At 66.6% G+C, this 15,875-nt stretch carries 17 protein-coding genes; 3 read left to right on the top strand and 14 right to left on the bottom strand.

The features are described 5' to 3' along the window. Positions 1–3: 3 nt before the first annotated feature. From fliN to EJC47_RS21105, 4 genes are read right to left on the bottom strand one after another with little or no spacing between them, the layout of a single operon-like run. Positions 4–294, bottom strand: coding sequence for a flagellar motor switch protein FliN (gene fliN / locus EJC47_RS18530; protein WP_010405391.1), 291 nt, complete (start codon positions 292–294; stop codon positions 4–6). Then, entirely contained in the window at positions 291–1,259 is a 969-nt protein-coding gene (locus tag EJC47_RS18525) for a flagellar motor switch protein FliM (protein WP_010405390.1), read from the bottom strand. Before EJC47_RS18525 ends, fliN begins: the two co-directional genes overlap by 4 nt. 3 nt (positions 1,260–1,262) lie before the next feature. Then, entirely contained in the window at positions 1,263–1,853 is a 591-nt protein-coding gene (locus tag EJC47_RS18520) for a flagellar basal body-associated FliL family protein (RefSeq protein WP_126849251.1), read from the bottom strand. Between the two features lie 18 nt (positions 1,854–1,871). Beyond that, positions 1,872–2,657, bottom strand: coding sequence for a flagellar hook-length control protein FliK (locus EJC47_RS21105; protein ID WP_185867725.1), 786 nt, complete (start codon positions 2,655–2,657; stop codon positions 1,872–1,874). 46 nt (positions 2,658–2,703) lie between these two features. On the opposite strand from EJC47_RS21105, the gene EJC47_RS21100 reads away from it, so the two are divergent. Together EJC47_RS21100 and EJC47_RS21445 are read left to right on the top strand one after the other, a co-directional pair. Next, positions 2,704–2,856, top strand: coding sequence for a hypothetical protein (locus tag EJC47_RS21100; RefSeq protein ID WP_171010539.1), 153 nt, complete (start codon positions 2,704–2,706; stop codon positions 2,854–2,856). Positions 2,857–2,943: 87 nt separating this feature from the next. Next, positions 2,944–3,072 (top strand): hypothetical protein, encoded by a 129-nt coding sequence (locus EJC47_RS21445; protein ID WP_260591661.1) that lies wholly within the window; start codon positions 2,944–2,946, stop codon positions 3,070–3,072. Positions 3,073–4,571: 1,499 nt separating this feature from the next. Here EJC47_RS21445 and EJC47_RS18510 read toward each other — a convergent pair. From EJC47_RS18510 to EJC47_RS18480, 7 genes are all read right to left on the bottom strand, one after another. After that, a complete protein-coding gene (locus EJC47_RS18510) occupies positions 4,572–4,997 on the bottom strand; it encodes a hypothetical protein (protein WP_126849249.1) in 426 nt (141 codons plus the stop codon). Continuing rightward, positions 4,990–6,318, bottom strand: coding sequence for a FliI/YscN family ATPase (locus EJC47_RS18505; RefSeq protein WP_126849248.1), 1,329 nt, complete (start codon positions 6,316–6,318; stop codon positions 4,990–4,992). The genes EJC47_RS18510 and EJC47_RS18505 overlap by 8 nt, the downstream gene beginning before the upstream one ends. A 118-nt stretch (positions 6,319–6,436) precedes the next feature. Further along, positions 6,437–7,192 carry a FliH/SctL family protein gene (locus EJC47_RS18500; RefSeq protein ID WP_126849247.1) on the bottom strand — a complete coding sequence of 252 codons (756 nt, stop codon included), beginning with the start codon at positions 7,190–7,192 and terminating at the stop codon, positions 6,437–6,439. Further along, complete coding sequence (gene fliG, locus EJC47_RS18495; protein WP_010405381.1) at positions 7,185–8,192, bottom strand: flagellar motor switch protein FliG; 1,008 nt, start codon at positions 8,190–8,192, stop codon at positions 7,185–7,187. The genes EJC47_RS18500 and fliG overlap by 8 nt, the downstream gene beginning before the upstream one ends. Beyond that, on the bottom strand, positions 8,189–9,928 hold the full coding sequence (gene fliF / locus EJC47_RS18490; protein ID WP_126849246.1) for a flagellar basal-body MS-ring/collar protein FliF: 1,740 nt from the start codon (positions 9,926–9,928) through the stop codon (positions 8,189–8,191). Before fliF ends, fliG begins: the two co-directional genes overlap by 4 nt. Before the next feature lie 5 nt (positions 9,929–9,933). Continuing rightward, positions 9,934–10,296 carry a flagellar hook-basal body complex protein FliE gene (fliE, locus tag EJC47_RS18485; protein WP_010405378.1) on the bottom strand — a complete coding sequence of 121 codons (363 nt, stop codon included), beginning with the start codon at positions 10,294–10,296 and terminating at the stop codon, positions 9,934–9,936. Continuing rightward, complete coding sequence (locus EJC47_RS18480) at positions 10,293–11,561, bottom strand: sigma-54 interaction domain-containing protein (RefSeq protein WP_126849245.1); 1,269 nt, start codon at positions 11,559–11,561, stop codon at positions 10,293–10,295. The genes fliE and EJC47_RS18480 overlap by 4 nt, the downstream gene beginning before the upstream one ends. Before the next feature lie 254 nt (positions 11,562–11,815). On the opposite strand from EJC47_RS18480, the gene EJC47_RS18475 reads away from it, so the two are divergent. Next, positions 11,816–12,625 carry a flagellin N-terminal helical domain-containing protein gene (locus EJC47_RS18475; RefSeq protein ID WP_010405376.1) on the top strand — a complete coding sequence of 270 codons (810 nt, stop codon included), beginning with the start codon at positions 11,816–11,818 and terminating at the stop codon, positions 12,623–12,625. A 27-nt stretch (positions 12,626–12,652) separates the two neighbouring features. Here EJC47_RS18475 and EJC47_RS18470 read toward each other — a convergent pair whose 3' ends face one another. From EJC47_RS18470 to EJC47_RS18460, 3 genes are all read right to left on the bottom strand, one after another. Continuing rightward, positions 12,653–13,423 carry a serine hydrolase gene (locus tag EJC47_RS18470; RefSeq protein ID WP_185867724.1) on the bottom strand — a complete coding sequence of 257 codons (771 nt, stop codon included), beginning with the start codon at positions 13,421–13,423 and terminating at the stop codon, positions 12,653–12,655. A gap of 134 nt (positions 13,424–13,557) precedes the next feature. Next, complete coding sequence (locus tag EJC47_RS18465) at positions 13,558–13,761, bottom strand: hypothetical protein (RefSeq protein WP_126849243.1); 204 nt, start codon at positions 13,759–13,761, stop codon at positions 13,558–13,560. A gap of 161 nt (positions 13,762–13,922) precedes the next feature. After that, on the bottom strand, positions 13,923–15,665 hold the full coding sequence (locus tag EJC47_RS18460; RefSeq protein ID WP_249340862.1) for an adenylyl cyclase: 1,743 nt from the start codon (positions 15,663–15,665) through the stop codon (positions 13,923–13,925). Positions 15,666–15,875: the final 210 nt, after the last annotated feature.

The raw sequence follows: 15,875 nt of genomic DNA, 5'->3' as shown, positions 1-15,875 counted from the left end.
CGATCAGGCCCGCTTCTCGGGGCTGACCAACTCGGTCATGCGCACGCCGAAGCTGTCGCCGACCATCACCACTTCGCCGCGCCCGATCAGCGTGCCGTTGACCAGCACATCGAGCAGTTCATTGGCCTGTCGGTCGAGCTCGATCACGCTGCTTTCGCCAAGCGCGAGCAATTCGCGCAACGTGAGCGAGGTCGAGCCGATCTCGACCGTCAGCTTGACATCGACGTCCTGCAGCAGCCGGAAATTGGCGGCCAGGCTGGCATCGACGGGGAATCCGCCACTCAAGTCGGTCATTGCAATTCACCCCCGAAAGCACGGTCTAGGTCGTAGGAAATATGCGTGAGCTTGATCGCGGCCTTGCCGTTAGACGTACCGACAGTCCCCGCGCCGAGCCGATCGCGGCCGACCATCACCGGCACGTCGCCACCGACCGAAATCGGGATCACGTCGCCTGCCTTCAGCTCCATCAGCAAGCTCAGTGACACCATCGGCTCCGCCAGTACGGATCGGATCGGGAAGCGCACGTCCATCACCGCGCGGGTGAGGCCGGTGCGCCAGGCCGGGTCAGGCTCGGCGGTCTTGCCATGCACCTTGCCGGTCAGGGACGGGCCGTGTGGCTTCAACGCGGTGACGGGATAGAGCAGGTCGAGGAACACGGGCTTGGCGGTCCCGGAGGCGATGCCGAAGCGCGTGATGACGACGGCGTCATCGGCGTCGAGATCGGTAATCAGCGCCGGATTCGCCTCGACCCGCCCGGGCGTGAACTCGATCCGTGCGAGCGGCTCCCATGCCGCGCGCATCGGCTCGGCCAGCATCCGGCCGAGCTGGGCGATCATCGCCTCGGCGGCGGGGGTGAATTCGGCGGGCAAGGTGGCGGGTGCCGCTCCGGTGCCGCCAAAAAACAGATCGAGCAATTCCATCACGAAACGCCCGTCGAGCACCGCCAGCGCTTGTCCGGCTGCGGGAGTCCCCGCCGCCGTCATCGCCATTGGCAGCCATGCGGTCAGCCCGTCGGGGCGTTCGACCCGGTAATCGGCCAGGCGCTGCACCACCAGCGGCTCGGCCCAGGTGCGGCACTCGCGGCGCAGCAACGGCTCGAACACCGCGCGCACGCCGCGCGCGAGCCGCGCGGACAAATGCTGCACCGTATGCAGGTCGCCGAACGGGTTGAGGTTGGCCGTCCCCAGCGTGACATGCTCTGCTGTCCGCCGGGGCCGCTCCCGCCTGTCGCTCGCGCTGTGAAGGCCTTCGTTAACCATGCCTCACTGAACAACGAAATTGGTAAAGTAAACGTTACCGACGCCTCCAAAGCCTTCTTTTTCCTTGAGCGTATCGTTGATCGCTTTGGCGATGCGACGCTGCAAAACCTTCTTGCCATCGCTGGTGAAGACCTGCTCCTCGGTGGTGTCGCCGAGTGCCATCAGGATGGCCGATCGCACCGCGATTTCGTTGGTCTTGATGTTCTCGATCACCGAATCGTCATAGGGCGTGGAGACGGCGACCCCGACCTGCACGAAATGAACGCTGTCCTGCAGGTTGGAGGTGAACTCCTTGTCCATGGCGTAGTAATTCGAGGCATATTTGTCGCCGCCAACGCCGATCGGTGGCTTGGTGCCGCCTTTGGCTCCCTCGGCACCCTCACCGGTGCCGACGCGCTTCTGCTCGGCCTTGGGGACCAGCCGCGGGCCGGTTGGCTCGGGTGCGGCCTTGCTGCCGCCAAGCAGCCCGGCATGCATGGCGAACACCGCGCCGCCGACGCTGCCGCCGATGAGCACCAGCCCGCCGACGATGAGCAGCAGGATCTTCATCATGCCACCCTTCTTCTTGGGCGTTTCCTTGGGGGCGTCACTCATGGGTACTGTCCTTCATCTTCAAGCTAGGCGGTGGTCGACGGGATCGTCAGTGGCGTCGGAGCGCGCGCGGGGCGGCGTTCGCGAAGGTTGCGGCGTTGGGCGCGGCTGCGGGGCGGCACCGTTGCCGCCGCCCGCGCTATCGGTGGTCACGCTGGTATCGCCGATGCGAACGCCGCGCGCGGAGGCCAGTTCGGTCAAGCGCGGCTGCGCCTCGGCGATCAGCGCGCGGGTGGCTTCATGCTGGGCGGTGAAGCGAACATGGACGCGGTCGCCATCCTGGCGCACCGCAACGTCAACGCTTCCCAGTGCGTCGGGGGTAAGCTTTATGCGCGTGTCATGCGCATTGGCATCGTCGCGGAGCGTTTCGATGCGATCGATCATGTGCTGCAAGCCCTGATCCTGCCTCAGGTCGAGGGGCGTGGCGTCGGTTTTGCCGGTTGCCGACACGCTTGCCGGACCCCGCAAATCGACCGTCGATGCCGGGCTGAGGGCGACTGAGAGTGTGGCAGTGTCGCCCTCATTGCGGGCTGCGGGCTTGTCGCGCCAGGACGTCGCCGCCGCGATTGCCGCCGCGAAGACTTGACCGGCGGGTTGCGGCGTCGTGCTGACGGTGATGGCTGGCACTGCGGCGTCGCGCCGGGCGACCCGGATCGGCGGATCCGAACGATCAACCCGCGGGGGTGATTGCGGCACCGCTGGCGGCGTGATCGCGCTCGACGCGGCAACGATCGGGAGGGGTGCCGCAGGTGCGGAAACAGCGGCAGGCACCAAGGGCCCTGCGTCGCCCGGCAGCGGCGTTGCCACGGGTGCGGTTGCCGTTGAAACGATGGGGAGCGGTTGGGCCGTGGTTATGAGCTCGGGCCGAGACGGCTCAGGCTGGCGGATCGCGTCGACGCGATCGGAATTTGGCAGTGTGATCGAAACGGGCGGGGTGTCGACCCTTGCTGGCGCGTTTGACGGTGCCGCAGCGACGAGCTCGCTCCCGGCGGCGGGGATGGTCTGAACGATCGCGGCCGAATGGACGGCAGGTGGCGATACCGTATGGCCGACTATGGTGGCATCCGCGTCTGCGGCGTTTGCGATATCTGAGGTGACGGGCGCTTGGGCCCCGGTCGATGGCAGCGTCGACGGGCGGGTGGGCGTTGCCAGCGACGATATTGCGGTCGTGACAATTGGCGAGGGTGCGGACCTGAGGCTCGTCACCGATATCGCGCGCTGAGCCGCGGCGGGCGAGGCCACGGTTGCCACGCTCTGCAGACCTGAATCGAGTTCAGCGTCGTTACCGGTCGCCGGTGCAAACGCGATAGCGGGCGCGACCAGCGGCGACCCCGGATTTGGGACAAGCGCTATCGTCGCATCGTTTGCGTCGACGCGAACGGCCTGGGGCAAGCTGTTGTCTGCGTGCGCTGGCTGCGCGCGCGCCGTCGCCGGGCGTGCCCGCGATGTCGCCGTCGCGTCGCGCGCTTCCAGAAAAGCGCTCAGGGTTTGGACGCGTGCTCCGGTCGCCCGAGGCGGGGCGGAAAGGGATATCGATGGTTTTGCGGCTCCGGCCGTGGAAGTCCCGGTGTCCGGCGACAATGGCTGCGGCTTCTCGGCCAAGACGGTCGGTGCGGGTGTCGCGTCCCTTACGACCACCACCGGGACGATTGGCTCGATCGATGCGGCGAGGGGCGCAAGCGGAGCCGCCCCGCTTTGTGAGGGCACCGGCAGGGGGCTATTGTCCTGCGACAGTGCCTGCGGCTTCTCGGCCAAGACGGTCGGCGCGGGCGTCGCGTCCGCTACGACCACGGCCGGGACGACTGGCTCGATCGATGCGGCGAGAGGCGCAAGCGGAGCCGCCCCGCTTTGTACGGCGGCAGGCCGCTTGTGGCTCGACCGGTCGATCGCGGGAAGCGGTGCCGCCGTTGCTGAGGCGGTCACGTTTGCGGAGGCCACTGCTGCTGCGGAAGCGCCGGTCAGCAGGCCTTGCCCTTTGTCCCGCCAGCGCGTCGTCGACGGAGGGAGCGGATCTTTGGCGGTGGCCGTCGGGCGATGCGATGCGCCATCGTTTACGATGGCGACAAGCGTGGTGTTTGGCGCAACCGCGGGCACCCGCGAAGCGGGCGCGCCGCTATCTGTCCCACCCTGCGCCGCCACAAGCACGACGGCTGGCATAGGTGCGGCGATCTTCGCGGAAGCGACTGGTACCGTCGTAGACGGCCCGGCGGCAAGGGACGTTCCTTCAGCATCGATCACAGCGGATTCGAGCCGGCTGCCATCGTACGTCGTTTGCAACGCCGCGTTTTGCGCGGACATGGCCTTCGGGACTGCGGCTGGGAGTCGAGCGGGCAGAGCGGCTTTGATCTGGACGGCCGATGCGGCTCCCGAAACCGTCGGATCGGTTCGTGAAGGAGCCCAATTCCGAACGGCGCTCGGCCTGTCGGTTTCGGACGCGCCGACCGTGGCCAGGAGGGGCTGGGGCAATCCTTTGCCGTCTACGGCAGCCGCTTGCCGCGTCAGGATCGTCGAGGTGCTTCCGGGCACCGTAGTCGTGGCATCGCGTGCCTCGAGGATCGCGCCGAGCGCTTTCTCGAAACCACCGGGCGTGGAGCCCCCGTGGCCGGGGGCTTGTCCGTGGCCTGGGGCAAGTGCGGATGGCGCAGACGATAGGGGCAACGGATCGATCATGCAGGCTCCAACGGGGATCGATCGCAACTCCCGATCGACGTCGTCAGAGCTTCAGCAAGGATCGTGCCGAATTTTGCGCGTTGGCGGTGCGGCTTCCATCGCGCGGATCGCCTTGACCACGGCCTCGGCGTCGGCGCGGGCGATCAATTTCTCGATCGCGCTTTGGTCGCGGCGGGCCTCACGCGTCGCTTCGCTGGCGCGCGCAGCGGTTGCCTGGGCCGCGCGCAAGCGGCCTTCGGCTGCTTCGGCCGATTGGTGGAGCCGCTCGCGAAAATGCGCTGCAGCGACCAGCGAAAAGCCAGCGACGGGTTCCGCCGCCGGTGTGGGTGAGACGTTCGCGGTGAGCTGCGCAATGCGCGACCTGAGCATTTGTTCGCTGGCGGCGCGATCGTGCGCGCGTGCCTCCTCGGCCTGGACCAGCCCAAGCTGGAGCGTGCGCACCCGCAGAATGCGGTCGAGCTTGGAGGGCTTAGCCATCGCCGAACACGCCGATCAGCTCGGCGGCGGCGTCGGGCAGCGAGACCATCTCGTCGGGGTCCTGCTTGATATATTCGAGCACCGCCGGATGGCAGGCGATGGCGGCGTCGATCGCCGGATCGGCACCCGAGCGATACGCCCCCATCAGCACCAGATCGCGATTTTCCTCATAGGTGGCGAGGTGGCGGCGCAGCACGCGCGCGGCCATCTGGTGCGGCTTATCGACAATGTCGTTCATCACGCGGCTGACCGAGGGGCCGATGTCGATCGCGGGATAAACGCCGCGTTCGGCCAGCGCGCGGTTGAGCACGATATGCCCATCGAGGATCGAGCGGGCGCTGTCGACCACGGGATCGTTGCCGTCATCGCCATCGGCGAGCACGGTATAGATGGCGGTGATCGATCCGCCCGAGGAAACGTCGGTGCCCGCCCGTTCGATCAGATTGGGCAGCATCGCGATCGCCGAGGGCGGATAGCCGCGCGCGCTGGCGGGTTCGCCCAGCGCGAGGCCGATTTCGCGCCCGGCATGCGCGACGCGGGTGAGCGAATCCATGATCAGCAGCACCTTCTTGCCCTCGGCACGAAAGGCTTCGGCAATGGCATGGGTGCGGAGTGCGCCACGGATGCGCAGCACTGGCGAATGGTTGGCGGGCACGGCGATGACGACGGCACGCTTGCGCGCTTCGCCTGCCACCTTGGTTTCGAGGAAGTCGGCGACTTCGCGGCTGCGTTCGCCGATCAGGCCGATGACGATGACATCGGCCTCTGCCGCGCGCACGATCATGCCGAGCAGCACCGATTTGCCGACGCCCGAACCGGCCATGATGCCGATGCGCTGCCCCTGGCCAACGGTGAGCAAACCATTGATCGCGCGCACGCCGACATCAAGCGGGTGCAGCACGCGACCCCGGTCGAGCGGCGATTGCAATTTGCCCGCAAGCGGCCAGCGCCCCGCACCGCGGATCGGCCCCAGCCCGTCGATCGGCTTGCCCGCGCCATCGACCACGCGACCGAGCAGCGCCGCCCCGACCTCAGCCTCGCCCGGAGGTCCGAGCGGGCGTACCGGCGCTTGCGGGAGCAGCGCCGCAGGGCCGCCGAGGTTCATCAACAAGGTGCGGCCATTGCGGAAGCCGATCACTTCGGCTTCGACGCCCGCTTGACGATCGCCGACCTGGCACACCGTGCCGACCGGCAGCGTCAGGCCAACGGCCTCCATCAGCAATCCGTCGAACGATGCCAACCGCCCGGATACCTTGGGTCGCGGTGCGAAATCGGGCAGGCCGAGCGCGTCGAGATAGTCGCCGGTGAAGCGGTTCAGCATGGCATGCTCTTGGTGTTCCGTTCGTGCTGAGCCTGTCGAAGCACCTCTCGCCCCACAAGCGGCGGTGCGACAAACGATGGCCCTTCGACAGGCTCAGGGCGAACGGCGCGCGGGTCGGTCATGCCCCCGGCACCGCGACATGGTCGATCGCTTGCGCCAATTGTTCGAGCCACAAGTCCGGCCCATCCTCGACGATGGTCGACGCGCTTTCGAGCACGAACGATCCCCGCGCCACGCTCGCATCGCCGACCGCGAAGATCTGGCGGGGCAATTTGCCCTCGAGCAAGGCGACATCGTCGGGGTGGACGCGCAGCATCGCCGATTCGGTGGCATCGGTGAGCAGGTCGGCGGCGGCTTCGATCCGCTGGGCCAGCCGGTCGGACGAAATGCCGGCTTCGCCGACCAGCCGCGTGACCAGGAACAGCACGGTTTCGCGCAAGCGCCGCGCAACCGCTTCGCGGTCGATCCGGTCGTTCGATTGCAGCGCCTGGGTGAGCGATTCGAGCAGGACGCGGTCGCGTTCCGCCAGCGCCGTCATTTCGGCGCGCGCGGCATCGCCGCCTTCGACATAGCCGATCGCATAGCCCGCTTCATGCGCCACCGCGACTGGATCGACAAAGGGCTGTGCCGGCGGGGCCGGGTTGGCATCGAACGGATCCCAGCCTGCGGTGGGATTGGTGCCGGGGGCGGCGGGCGAGAAATGCCGCGGGCGTTCGCCGTCGCTGTCGTGGGGGGAGAAAGAGACCGGCCCGCGCTCGGCCCGCTCGCGCAAATCGGCGGCGGCGAAGCCCGCGACCCGCGGCGCGAAGGCGGCCTGCAGCGCTTCCGCCACGCCCCGGCTGCGCGCGGAAAATCCGGCGGTGAATTCAGACATAATCGTCTTCACCCGCGCCCATCTGGATGGTGCCGTCCTTGGCGAGGTTGCGTGCGATCTGGATGATCACCTTTTGCGCGTCGAGCACTTCTGAGAGCTTCATCGGTCCGCGTGCTTCCATCTCGTCGCGAATGCCGTCGGCGGCGCGGCTCGACATGCAACCCAGGAAGCGCCCGCGAATGCTCTCGTCCACGCCCTTGAGCGCGCGCGTCAGAATGTCGCTGTCGATGTTGCGGATGAGCGTACCCAGATTCTTGTCGTCGAGTTCGAGCAGATTTTCGAACACGAACATCGCTTCCTCGATCGCCTTGGCGACGTCGCGGTCGATCTTGAACAATTTCGGCATGACGCGCAGCTCGGTCGCCTTGCGGCCGCTCGACAGGATCTTGGCGGCATCGCGCGTGCCGCCAAGCGTCACCCCGGCCGATGCCTGTGCAGCACCTGCGCGGTTGGCGAGCATCGTACGCAGCGTTTCGACCGCTTCGGGCGTGATCGGCCCCAGCCGCGCCAGCCGGTGCAGGATATCGGGCTGCGCCGCATCGGGCATCAGTTCGAGCACTTGCGCGCCGACGCTGGGTTCGAGATTGGCGATCAGCACGGCGGCGATTTGCGGATGTTCCTTCTCGATCATCGCGGCGATTTCGCTGGCGTCGAGCCAGTCGAGCAAATCGAGCTGGCACGCATCTTCAGCGGGGACGATCCGTGCGAGCACGCTATCGGCCTTTTCCTGCCCCAATGCGCGCGTCATCACCGCTTCGATCCGCGGACGCGGGTCGAAGCCGATCGCGGTGCGCTCGCGTGCCTTGCCGACGAAATCGTCGAGCGCATATTCGACCTCGACCTCGCTGACATCAGCGACCGCAAACATCGCCTTGCCAAGCTGGCGCACTTCTTCGGGGTCGAGCTTTTGCAGGATCGCAGCGGCTTCTTCCTCGCCGACCAGCATCATCAACACGGCGGCCCGTTCGACGCCGGTAAAGGTGCGCATGGGAGCGTTCATGACTTGATCATGTCCCGAACGGCGAGCGCGGCGCGCGCCGGATTGTCGCGGGTGAAGCCGCGCACCATGCCGATGCGATCGTCATAGTTGCGGGCACTTTCCAGCGCGTCGATGCTGACGGGCTGGTCGGTTGGCGGCGGCGGAGCTTGTCCGCCACCCTGCGCTTCACTCAGCAGATCGCGACCCAGCGCCGGGCGATCCTGCGGCGCGACCGGTTCGGGGTCCTTCTTCATCAAGCTCTTGGCGAGCGGGCGGACGCCGAGGAACAAAACCAGCAACGCGATCACCAGTGCGGTTGCATTGCGCGCGACCACCGGCAGCCAGCCTGCTTCATACCAGGGCTGCTTGTCGTCCAGCGCGGTTCCGCCAGCGAATTTGCGACTGATCACGGTGACGCGGTCGCCGCGGCTGGGGTTGAAGCCCACCGCCGTCTGGACGAGCTGGGTGACTTGCTGGATCTCCATGGTGCCGCGCGGCTTGCCGGTTTCGGGGTCGCGCAGCAGCACGGCGACCGACAGCCGCGTGATCGTGCCGGGCGCGGTGCGGCTGACCGACACTTCCTTGCCGAGATCATAAGCGCGCGAATATTGGTCGCTCGCCTTCATTGCATCGCTGACCGCGCCGGCAGCGGCGGCCACCACCGGTGCAGCGGCACCGGGAGTCGAGACACCCGAGCCTGCGGGCGGTGCCGGGGTCGGTGTTGCGGCGGGTTGCGGGGCGGACAGGGTCGATGCGGGCGGCGGCGTGTTGGACAGCGCGCCCGGAATGCCGCCGGGGGCTTGCGCGTCCTTGCCGTTGCCGGTCCACTGGCCCTGCTCGACGCGCAGCGCGCCTTGCTTGTCATAGCTTTCGCGCGTCGCCTGGGTTTCGTTCAGGTCGACATCGGCCTGAATTTCGGCGGTGAAATTGCCCGCGCCGATCAGCGGGGTGAGCAATTGCACGACCTGGGCGCGGTACTTTTCCTCGACGCGCCGCTGGAAGGCGATGCGTTCGTCGCTGGCTATGCCGAGCTGGCTTTGGTTGGCACCCTTGGTGAGCAATCCGCCCATCTGGTCGACGATGGTGACGCCTTCGGGCTTCATGCCTGGCACCGAGGAGGCGACGAGGTTGACGATCGAGGACACTTGCGCGTCGCCGAGCGAACGGCCCGGTTGTAGCTTGACGATCACCGAGGCGGACGGCGCGGCATTGTCGCGCACGAACACCGATTGTTCGGGCGTGGCGAGGTGGACGCGCGCTTCGGCAACGGCATCGATCTCCTGGATCGACCGTGCGAGTTCGGTCTCGCGTGCCTGGCGCAGACGTTCGCCTTCGACGGCGCGCGACACGCCCATCGGAAGATTGTCGAGGATCTGATATCCGCCGGGCGCAGCCTTGGGCAGGCCTTGCCCTGCAAGCAGAATGCGAGCGCGCGAATAATCGTCTTCGGCGACCGTCAGCGCGCCGGTGCCGGGGTCGATCCGCGACGTGATGTTGGCCTGTTGCAAGGCCGCCGTCACCGACGCCTTGTCGCTATCGGCAAGGCCGGAGAACAGCGTCTTTTGCGTCGGCGTGGCGAGCATCATCCAGGCGAGCGCGGCGGCGGCGATCAAGCCGACCAGCAGTACCATCGGCAAGCTGCGCCGGACCGCCGGTTGCGCGAGCAGACCCTGGATCTGCTGCAAGGGGTTGGCGAAGCGTTCGGGCACCAGGGCGGCGACACCGGACTGCGGGGCGGGGGTGAGGGCGTTGCTCATCTATCTTAGACCGGCATGCTCATAATGTCCTTGTATGCGGACAACAGTTTGTTGCGGACTTGCAGCGTTGCTTCGAAACCGACCGAGGCTTGCTGACGCGCCATCATCACCTTGGCGATGTCGATCGTCTCACCGCGTTCATAGGCTTCGGACAGTTTGCCGGCCTCAACCTGGCCCTGGTTCACGCTCTTCAGCGCGTCTTCCATGGTCGCGGCGAAGCTCGCGGGCTTGGCCGCAGCCGCCGGGGCGGCTCCCGATGTGGTGCCAGCCCGGGCCAGCGCCTGGTTGCGTTCGAGGATCTGCGCGCGCAGCGCCATCACCCGGTCGACGCCCATCGCGCCGCCACCGCCAATGCCGTCGATGCTCATGCCCAGGCCGTCCGGTTGGTGGCGGGCACGATGTCATCGCCCTGTTCGCGCGCCTTGGCGAGGCGGTAGCGCAGCGTACGCTCCGAGATGCCAAGCCGCTTGGCGGTTTCGGTGCGGCTGCCGTTGCACGCCGCGAGCGTTTCGCGGATCGCCTGGAATTCGTGCATCTGGACGATGTTGCCAAGCGTCGCGGGCTGCCCCGGCTGGTCGTTGGCGGCGCGCGCAGCGGGGCGATCAAACACGATGTGTTCGGCCGAAATCGTGTCGCCACCGGCGAACAGCAACGCGCGCTGTACGACGTTTTCCAGCTCACGGACATTGCCCGGCCAATCGTGGCGCATCAGCAACTGGATCGCCGACTGGTCGGGCCACGGGATCGTCATGCGATTGCCGGCGTGGCGCAGGATCAGCGTTGCGGCGAGTGCCGGCACATCCTGCGGGCGATCGGCCAGCGGCTTGGTGGTGAGCGGGAAGACCGAGAGGCGGTAATAAAGATCGGCGCGGAAACGCCCAGCCGCGACTTCATCCTGCAGATCGCGATTGGCGCAAGCGATGACGCGCACGTCGATCGCCTGCGGCGTGGTTGCGCCGATCGGGACGATCTCGCGCTCCTGCAGCGCGCGCAGCAGCTTGGCCTGCAGTTGCAGCGGCAGTTCGGCGATTTCGTCGAGCAGCAGCGTGCCGCCATTGGCCGCGCGGAAAAAACCTTCCCCGCCCGACGACGCGCCCGTAAACGCGCCCTTCTGGTGGCCGAACAGCAATGCCTCCAGCATCGTCTCGGGCAGGGCAGCGCAGTTGATCGCGACGAACGGCCCGTTGGCGCGCGCCGATTTCAAGTGGATCGAGCGCGCCAGTACTTCCTTGCCGGTGCCGGTCGGGCCGTTGATGAGAACGGTGATGTCGGCCGCAGCAACGCGATCGGCAAGCGTGTGGAGCGCCAGGCTCTCGGGATCGGCGGCGGTCGGCATTTCAGGTTCGGCGAGCAGTGCGCGGACGAAGCCCGCGCCCACCGCCGCATCGGCACCCGAAAAGGCGATGCGGGCGGGCTGGCCGTCACGCGAGGGTACAATGTAGCGCCCTTCCGTGCCGATCACGACGGTGCGCGCCGCGGCGGGCGGAGTCTCGCCCTCGGCCACGAGATAGAGGTCCGCGCTGCGTAGCTTGCCGTCTTCGAAGCTGCCGATTGCGAAGCCTTGCGTACGCAAGGTCGAAACCAGCGCATAATGCTGGCGGAGTATCGCGGCGGATGGGACGATGGATCGCATGAAATTCCCCCTGGTCGAGCGGAGGAATGCCCTACCCGTGGTAAACGACCCGTTAAGGACGTTGCAAAGCGGCAATATTTTTCCGGCGGCAACCGGTCGTCGCCGCAACATTGTGCGCAGGGGTGTCGGTGGGGATAAAATAGCGTGGTTTGCAAAAGTGCTTAATCACGGGCGCGGTCGGTCGTTACCTGTGATGGCGGCTCGGCTCTCCGATAGGGGGCGGCGGGATTGCCGAACCACGATGGAGACACATCATGACTGTTATCGGAACCAACGTCGCCGCGCTGCGCGCGACCAATGCGTCGAACACCGCCAGCGCTGCGCTGGCAACCAGCATCGAGCGTCTGTCGACCGGCAAGCGCATCAACTCGGCCAAGGACGACGCGGCCGGCCTCGCCATCGCCTCCTCGCTGACCTCGCAGATCAAGGGCCAGAACCAGGCGATCCGCAACGCCAATGACGGCATCGCGCTGTCGCAGACGGCGGACGGCGCGCTCGGCGAAGTCACCAACATCCTGCAGCGCGTTCGTGAGCTTGCCGTTCAGTCGGCATCGGGCACCTATGCAGCGGGCGACCGTACCAACCTGCAGGCGGAAGTCACGCAGCTGACCGGTCAGCTGAGCGACATTCAGAGCAAGACCAATTTCAACGGCGTGTCGCTGCTCGGCACCACGGCCGCGACCGTGAAGATCCAGACGGGTTCGTCGGCAACCGACACGGTTTCGCTCGCTGTTGGCGGACTGGATCTGTCCGGCGTGACGGGTTCGGACATTTCGACCGCAGCCGGTGCAACCACCGCGCTTGGCGCGCTCGATACCGCGCTCGCGGCTGTCAACACGACGCGGGCAACGCTGGGTGCGGGCCAAAGCCGCCTCAGCTCGGTGGTCAACAACCTGACGACCAACGTCGCCAATCTGACCGACGCCCGCAGCCGCATCGAGGACGTCGACTTCTCGACCGAGACGACCAGCCTCGCCAAGGCGCAGATCCTCAGCCAGGCCTCGACCGCGCTGCTCGCTCAGGCGAACCAGTCGCAGCAGGGCGTGCTGAAGCTGCTCGGCTAAGACGGACCGGCCCTGGCACCCGACCCCCTATACAGGTGTCGGGGCCGACCGGGATCTCTTGCGTACGCGCGGGACGGTCCAACGAAAACCCCGGCGATCCAGCAGGGTCGCCGGGGTTTTTCCTTTCAGGGTGTCGGGAAAAACCTGTAGCGGGAAGGCGCGCGACACTGCGCCGTCCCCGGACAGTTTCAGGAGCCCGCAGCGATTGGCGCGACAGGAACCCCCTGTCGTACACCCGGTGGACGGCGCGAAGCAGATCGTGCGCATCGCTGAAAAAGCCACCGGCGGCGGCCAGAAAGGGCTGTCGCTGGAACGGTCGGCGCTCGAGCAGCGCGACGGTGCGATAGGACGGCACCGTTTTCTCGCCCGCGACATGGCAGCAGCGGCACCAGTGTTGCGCAAGCCGGGCGGGTCGAGCGTGAGGGCGTGCATCGCCTTATGGAACGGCTGCCCGGTCACCACTTCGATGACCGCGTCGACGATAATCCAGCTCTCGAGAACATAGTCGAATTTCGCATCCGGCTCGAAATAAAGGTCACCGCTGGCGAACCGCTTTACAGCCTCCGCAGTCGGAACGTCCCGCGTGCGCAGCGTCGGATCTATTGCCGCCGCCGGAAGGAACATTTTCGGCAAGCCGCTGCTGTTGGACAACAATCGGCGTAACGTCAGCCGCGCCCCTGTATCCGCGCGATAGTAAGGGAGCCATCGTGCAATCGGTGCGTCGAGGTAGAGCAGGCGACGGGTGTTGACGTGCCGCCGGGCATCTTGCTGACGTTGGTCGAGAAGGCGCTCGTCCACGGCCGTTAGGCGACCGGTGACGCCTTTGTCCTGACGATCCTCCGTACAGACCGACGCCTTCGCGTCCTCGATATGGTGACCCCGCCGAGCCGGGAATCGGGAGGCGGCGCGATCGGATCGGGTACCGGCCTTGCCTATATCCGCGCCCGCATCAGCGAAGCGTTCGGTGGCAGGACGACAGTGACGACCGGACCGATGGGTGGGAGCAGGTGGCGCACCACGATCGTGATGGCGGCTTCGCCATGAAACTGTTGCTGGTCGAGGACGAGGCCGCCGCCGCGCGGCGGTTGACGCGGTTCGTAACCGCGCATTTTGATGGGCGCGTCGATATCGTTCATGTCATCGACCCGCCTCGGCCGTCGAGCGGCTGCGGAGCAATGATTGGGATGACGATACGGGTCGCGTGTCGGCTTCTCGCTTGGCGTGGTCAGCGCCTTTGTGTTGGCGAAGCTGGTCTTGCGCCGCCGCAATTGCGTGACCAACCGGATGCTTGCCGCAATCATCCGGGATATCGGCGCAACGTCTGCCGAATGCTTCCAGGGCGCGCGGCCGCGCCCGCAGCATTGACCGGGTGGGCGATCGTGCCCTTGCCACCGCCGAGCGAGATCGTCGTGACGTTGCTGATGCGAACGCCCGCCGTGCCGGGCACTTCGATCGCACTGGCCAGTACGATCGACGGATCCGCCGTGAAGTTCGCATAGACACCCATTCCAACGGCTTCGTGGCGGCGGACATGATCCGCAACCTTGTACGCCGCCCAGCCGCGGTTGGAATCCCCGCGCCACGCACTCTGGCTCGGCGGATCGTAGGGCAGCTCGTTCTGGTAGAAGAAGGTCCGCCCGTTCTCGCCGTTCCACACGGTCTGCCAGCCCTGGAAATGTTCGACGAACAGGCCGTAGCAGGTCACCTCATCGCCGTTGACGACGAGGCCATGATCACCCCGGCTTTCGGTCCAGCCGGTGTGGACCTGGCCGCTATCGCTGTCACCATGATCGGCGCGCCAGATCCACAGGTGATCGCAGATGACGTGCCCGCTATTGATCTCGAGACACGTCCCGACATTGCCGACTGCCGCCCCGCCGACGCGGAAAAACACATCTGCCAGCAGCGTGGGATTGGCCCGATGATCGCGATTTGCGCCCTTCGGCCCCACTTCCATGAGAACCGGCGATAGTTGCGGCCCGGCGTCGATCAGCAGGCCGGCAACGGACACGCCGGGCACGTCGGCGATCAGCATCGCCGCATTGCCCGCTTCGCTCAGCAGCGTTGCCAGCCCCAGCCCCAGCACGACGGTGTCGGCCCGGGGCACGCGGATCGGCTCGCGTAGCCGGTATACCCCCGGCGTGAGCAACAGGTGGCCGCCGCCGGCGAGCGCGCGGTTGATCGCCTCGATCGGCGTTGTCGGATCCGCGATCAGGAAGTCCCCCAGCGGTACGCTGCGGCCCGCCGGTCGGCCTCGCCACGAAACCCCCGTCGCGTCCCGACGAAGCGCCGGAACGAACACCGCCCAGCCGCCATCCGGCCGTACATGGAGAAACGGCTTCTCGCGAAGAACGGGCACGCTCGGCAGAGTGGTATAAGGCGGCTCGGGAAAGCTGCTTGGCGGGGCTCCGGTGACCCCCATGAACATCATGTTCCAATTGGCTCCCTGCCAGCCGCCAAGCTGCGAGCTGCGGGTAAACCATTGTTGCTGCGTGCCCGAGCGGACAACGCCCTCGACATGGCAATCGGCCATGAAACCGCCGCTCGACCAGCCGCCATCGTCAAGCGCGAGATCGCCAGCGAGATGCATGCGCCGATAGGGTGCGGCCTGCGACACGGCCCAACGATCGGCGCGATCCGGCGGCCGGACCGCCATATTCTCGACCGACCGCCAGAAATTCACCAGCGCCATGCCCTTTGCCCAATCGGCTTCGGCATGAACATGGCCGCTGACGATCACGTCGTCGGGATGGAGGCCCAGGCCTGCAACCTGGGTGAAGAAACCGACATTGAGGTCGAGGTTATGCGTGCCAGGCTTGAGCAGGATGGCGTAGCGGCGATCGGTGAAATGCGCGCGTTCCTGCTCCGCAAACCAGGTGTCGATCTGGCGTTGCGCACCTGGCATTCCTGGGTCGACGATCAGGACATGTTGGCCGAGGTCCGGTTCGTGCAAGCTCCGTCGGCCCTGTGCCGCCACCGAATGCGCGCCGATCGCGGCCATGCCCGCCAGAACCGCGCGGCGTGTCGTTCCTCTCGTCAACCCGTTGTCCCTTTCAATGCAGGATCTTACCGTCGCCGCTACCTAAGCGATCCCCGTCGCCATTGGCCATCCCTGTCGATCCTGTCGCCTCCGCGATGTTTCGGGTGGTTTCCAGCACCATCGCGTTCTAAGCCATCATCGGAGCGGACCGAAGGGAAGCGATCCGAGAGGGATGGGGTAGCGCGTTGACGGTCGTCATGATCCTGCTGG

The sequence above is a fragment of the Sphingomonas sp. TF3 genome (genome assembly GCF_003985085.1).
GTDB lineage: Bacteria > Pseudomonadota > Alphaproteobacteria > Sphingomonadales > Sphingomonadaceae > Sphingomonas.
The sequence above is the reverse complement of the archived record's forward strand: the minus strand, read 5'-3'. Positions and strand labels throughout refer to the sequence as shown.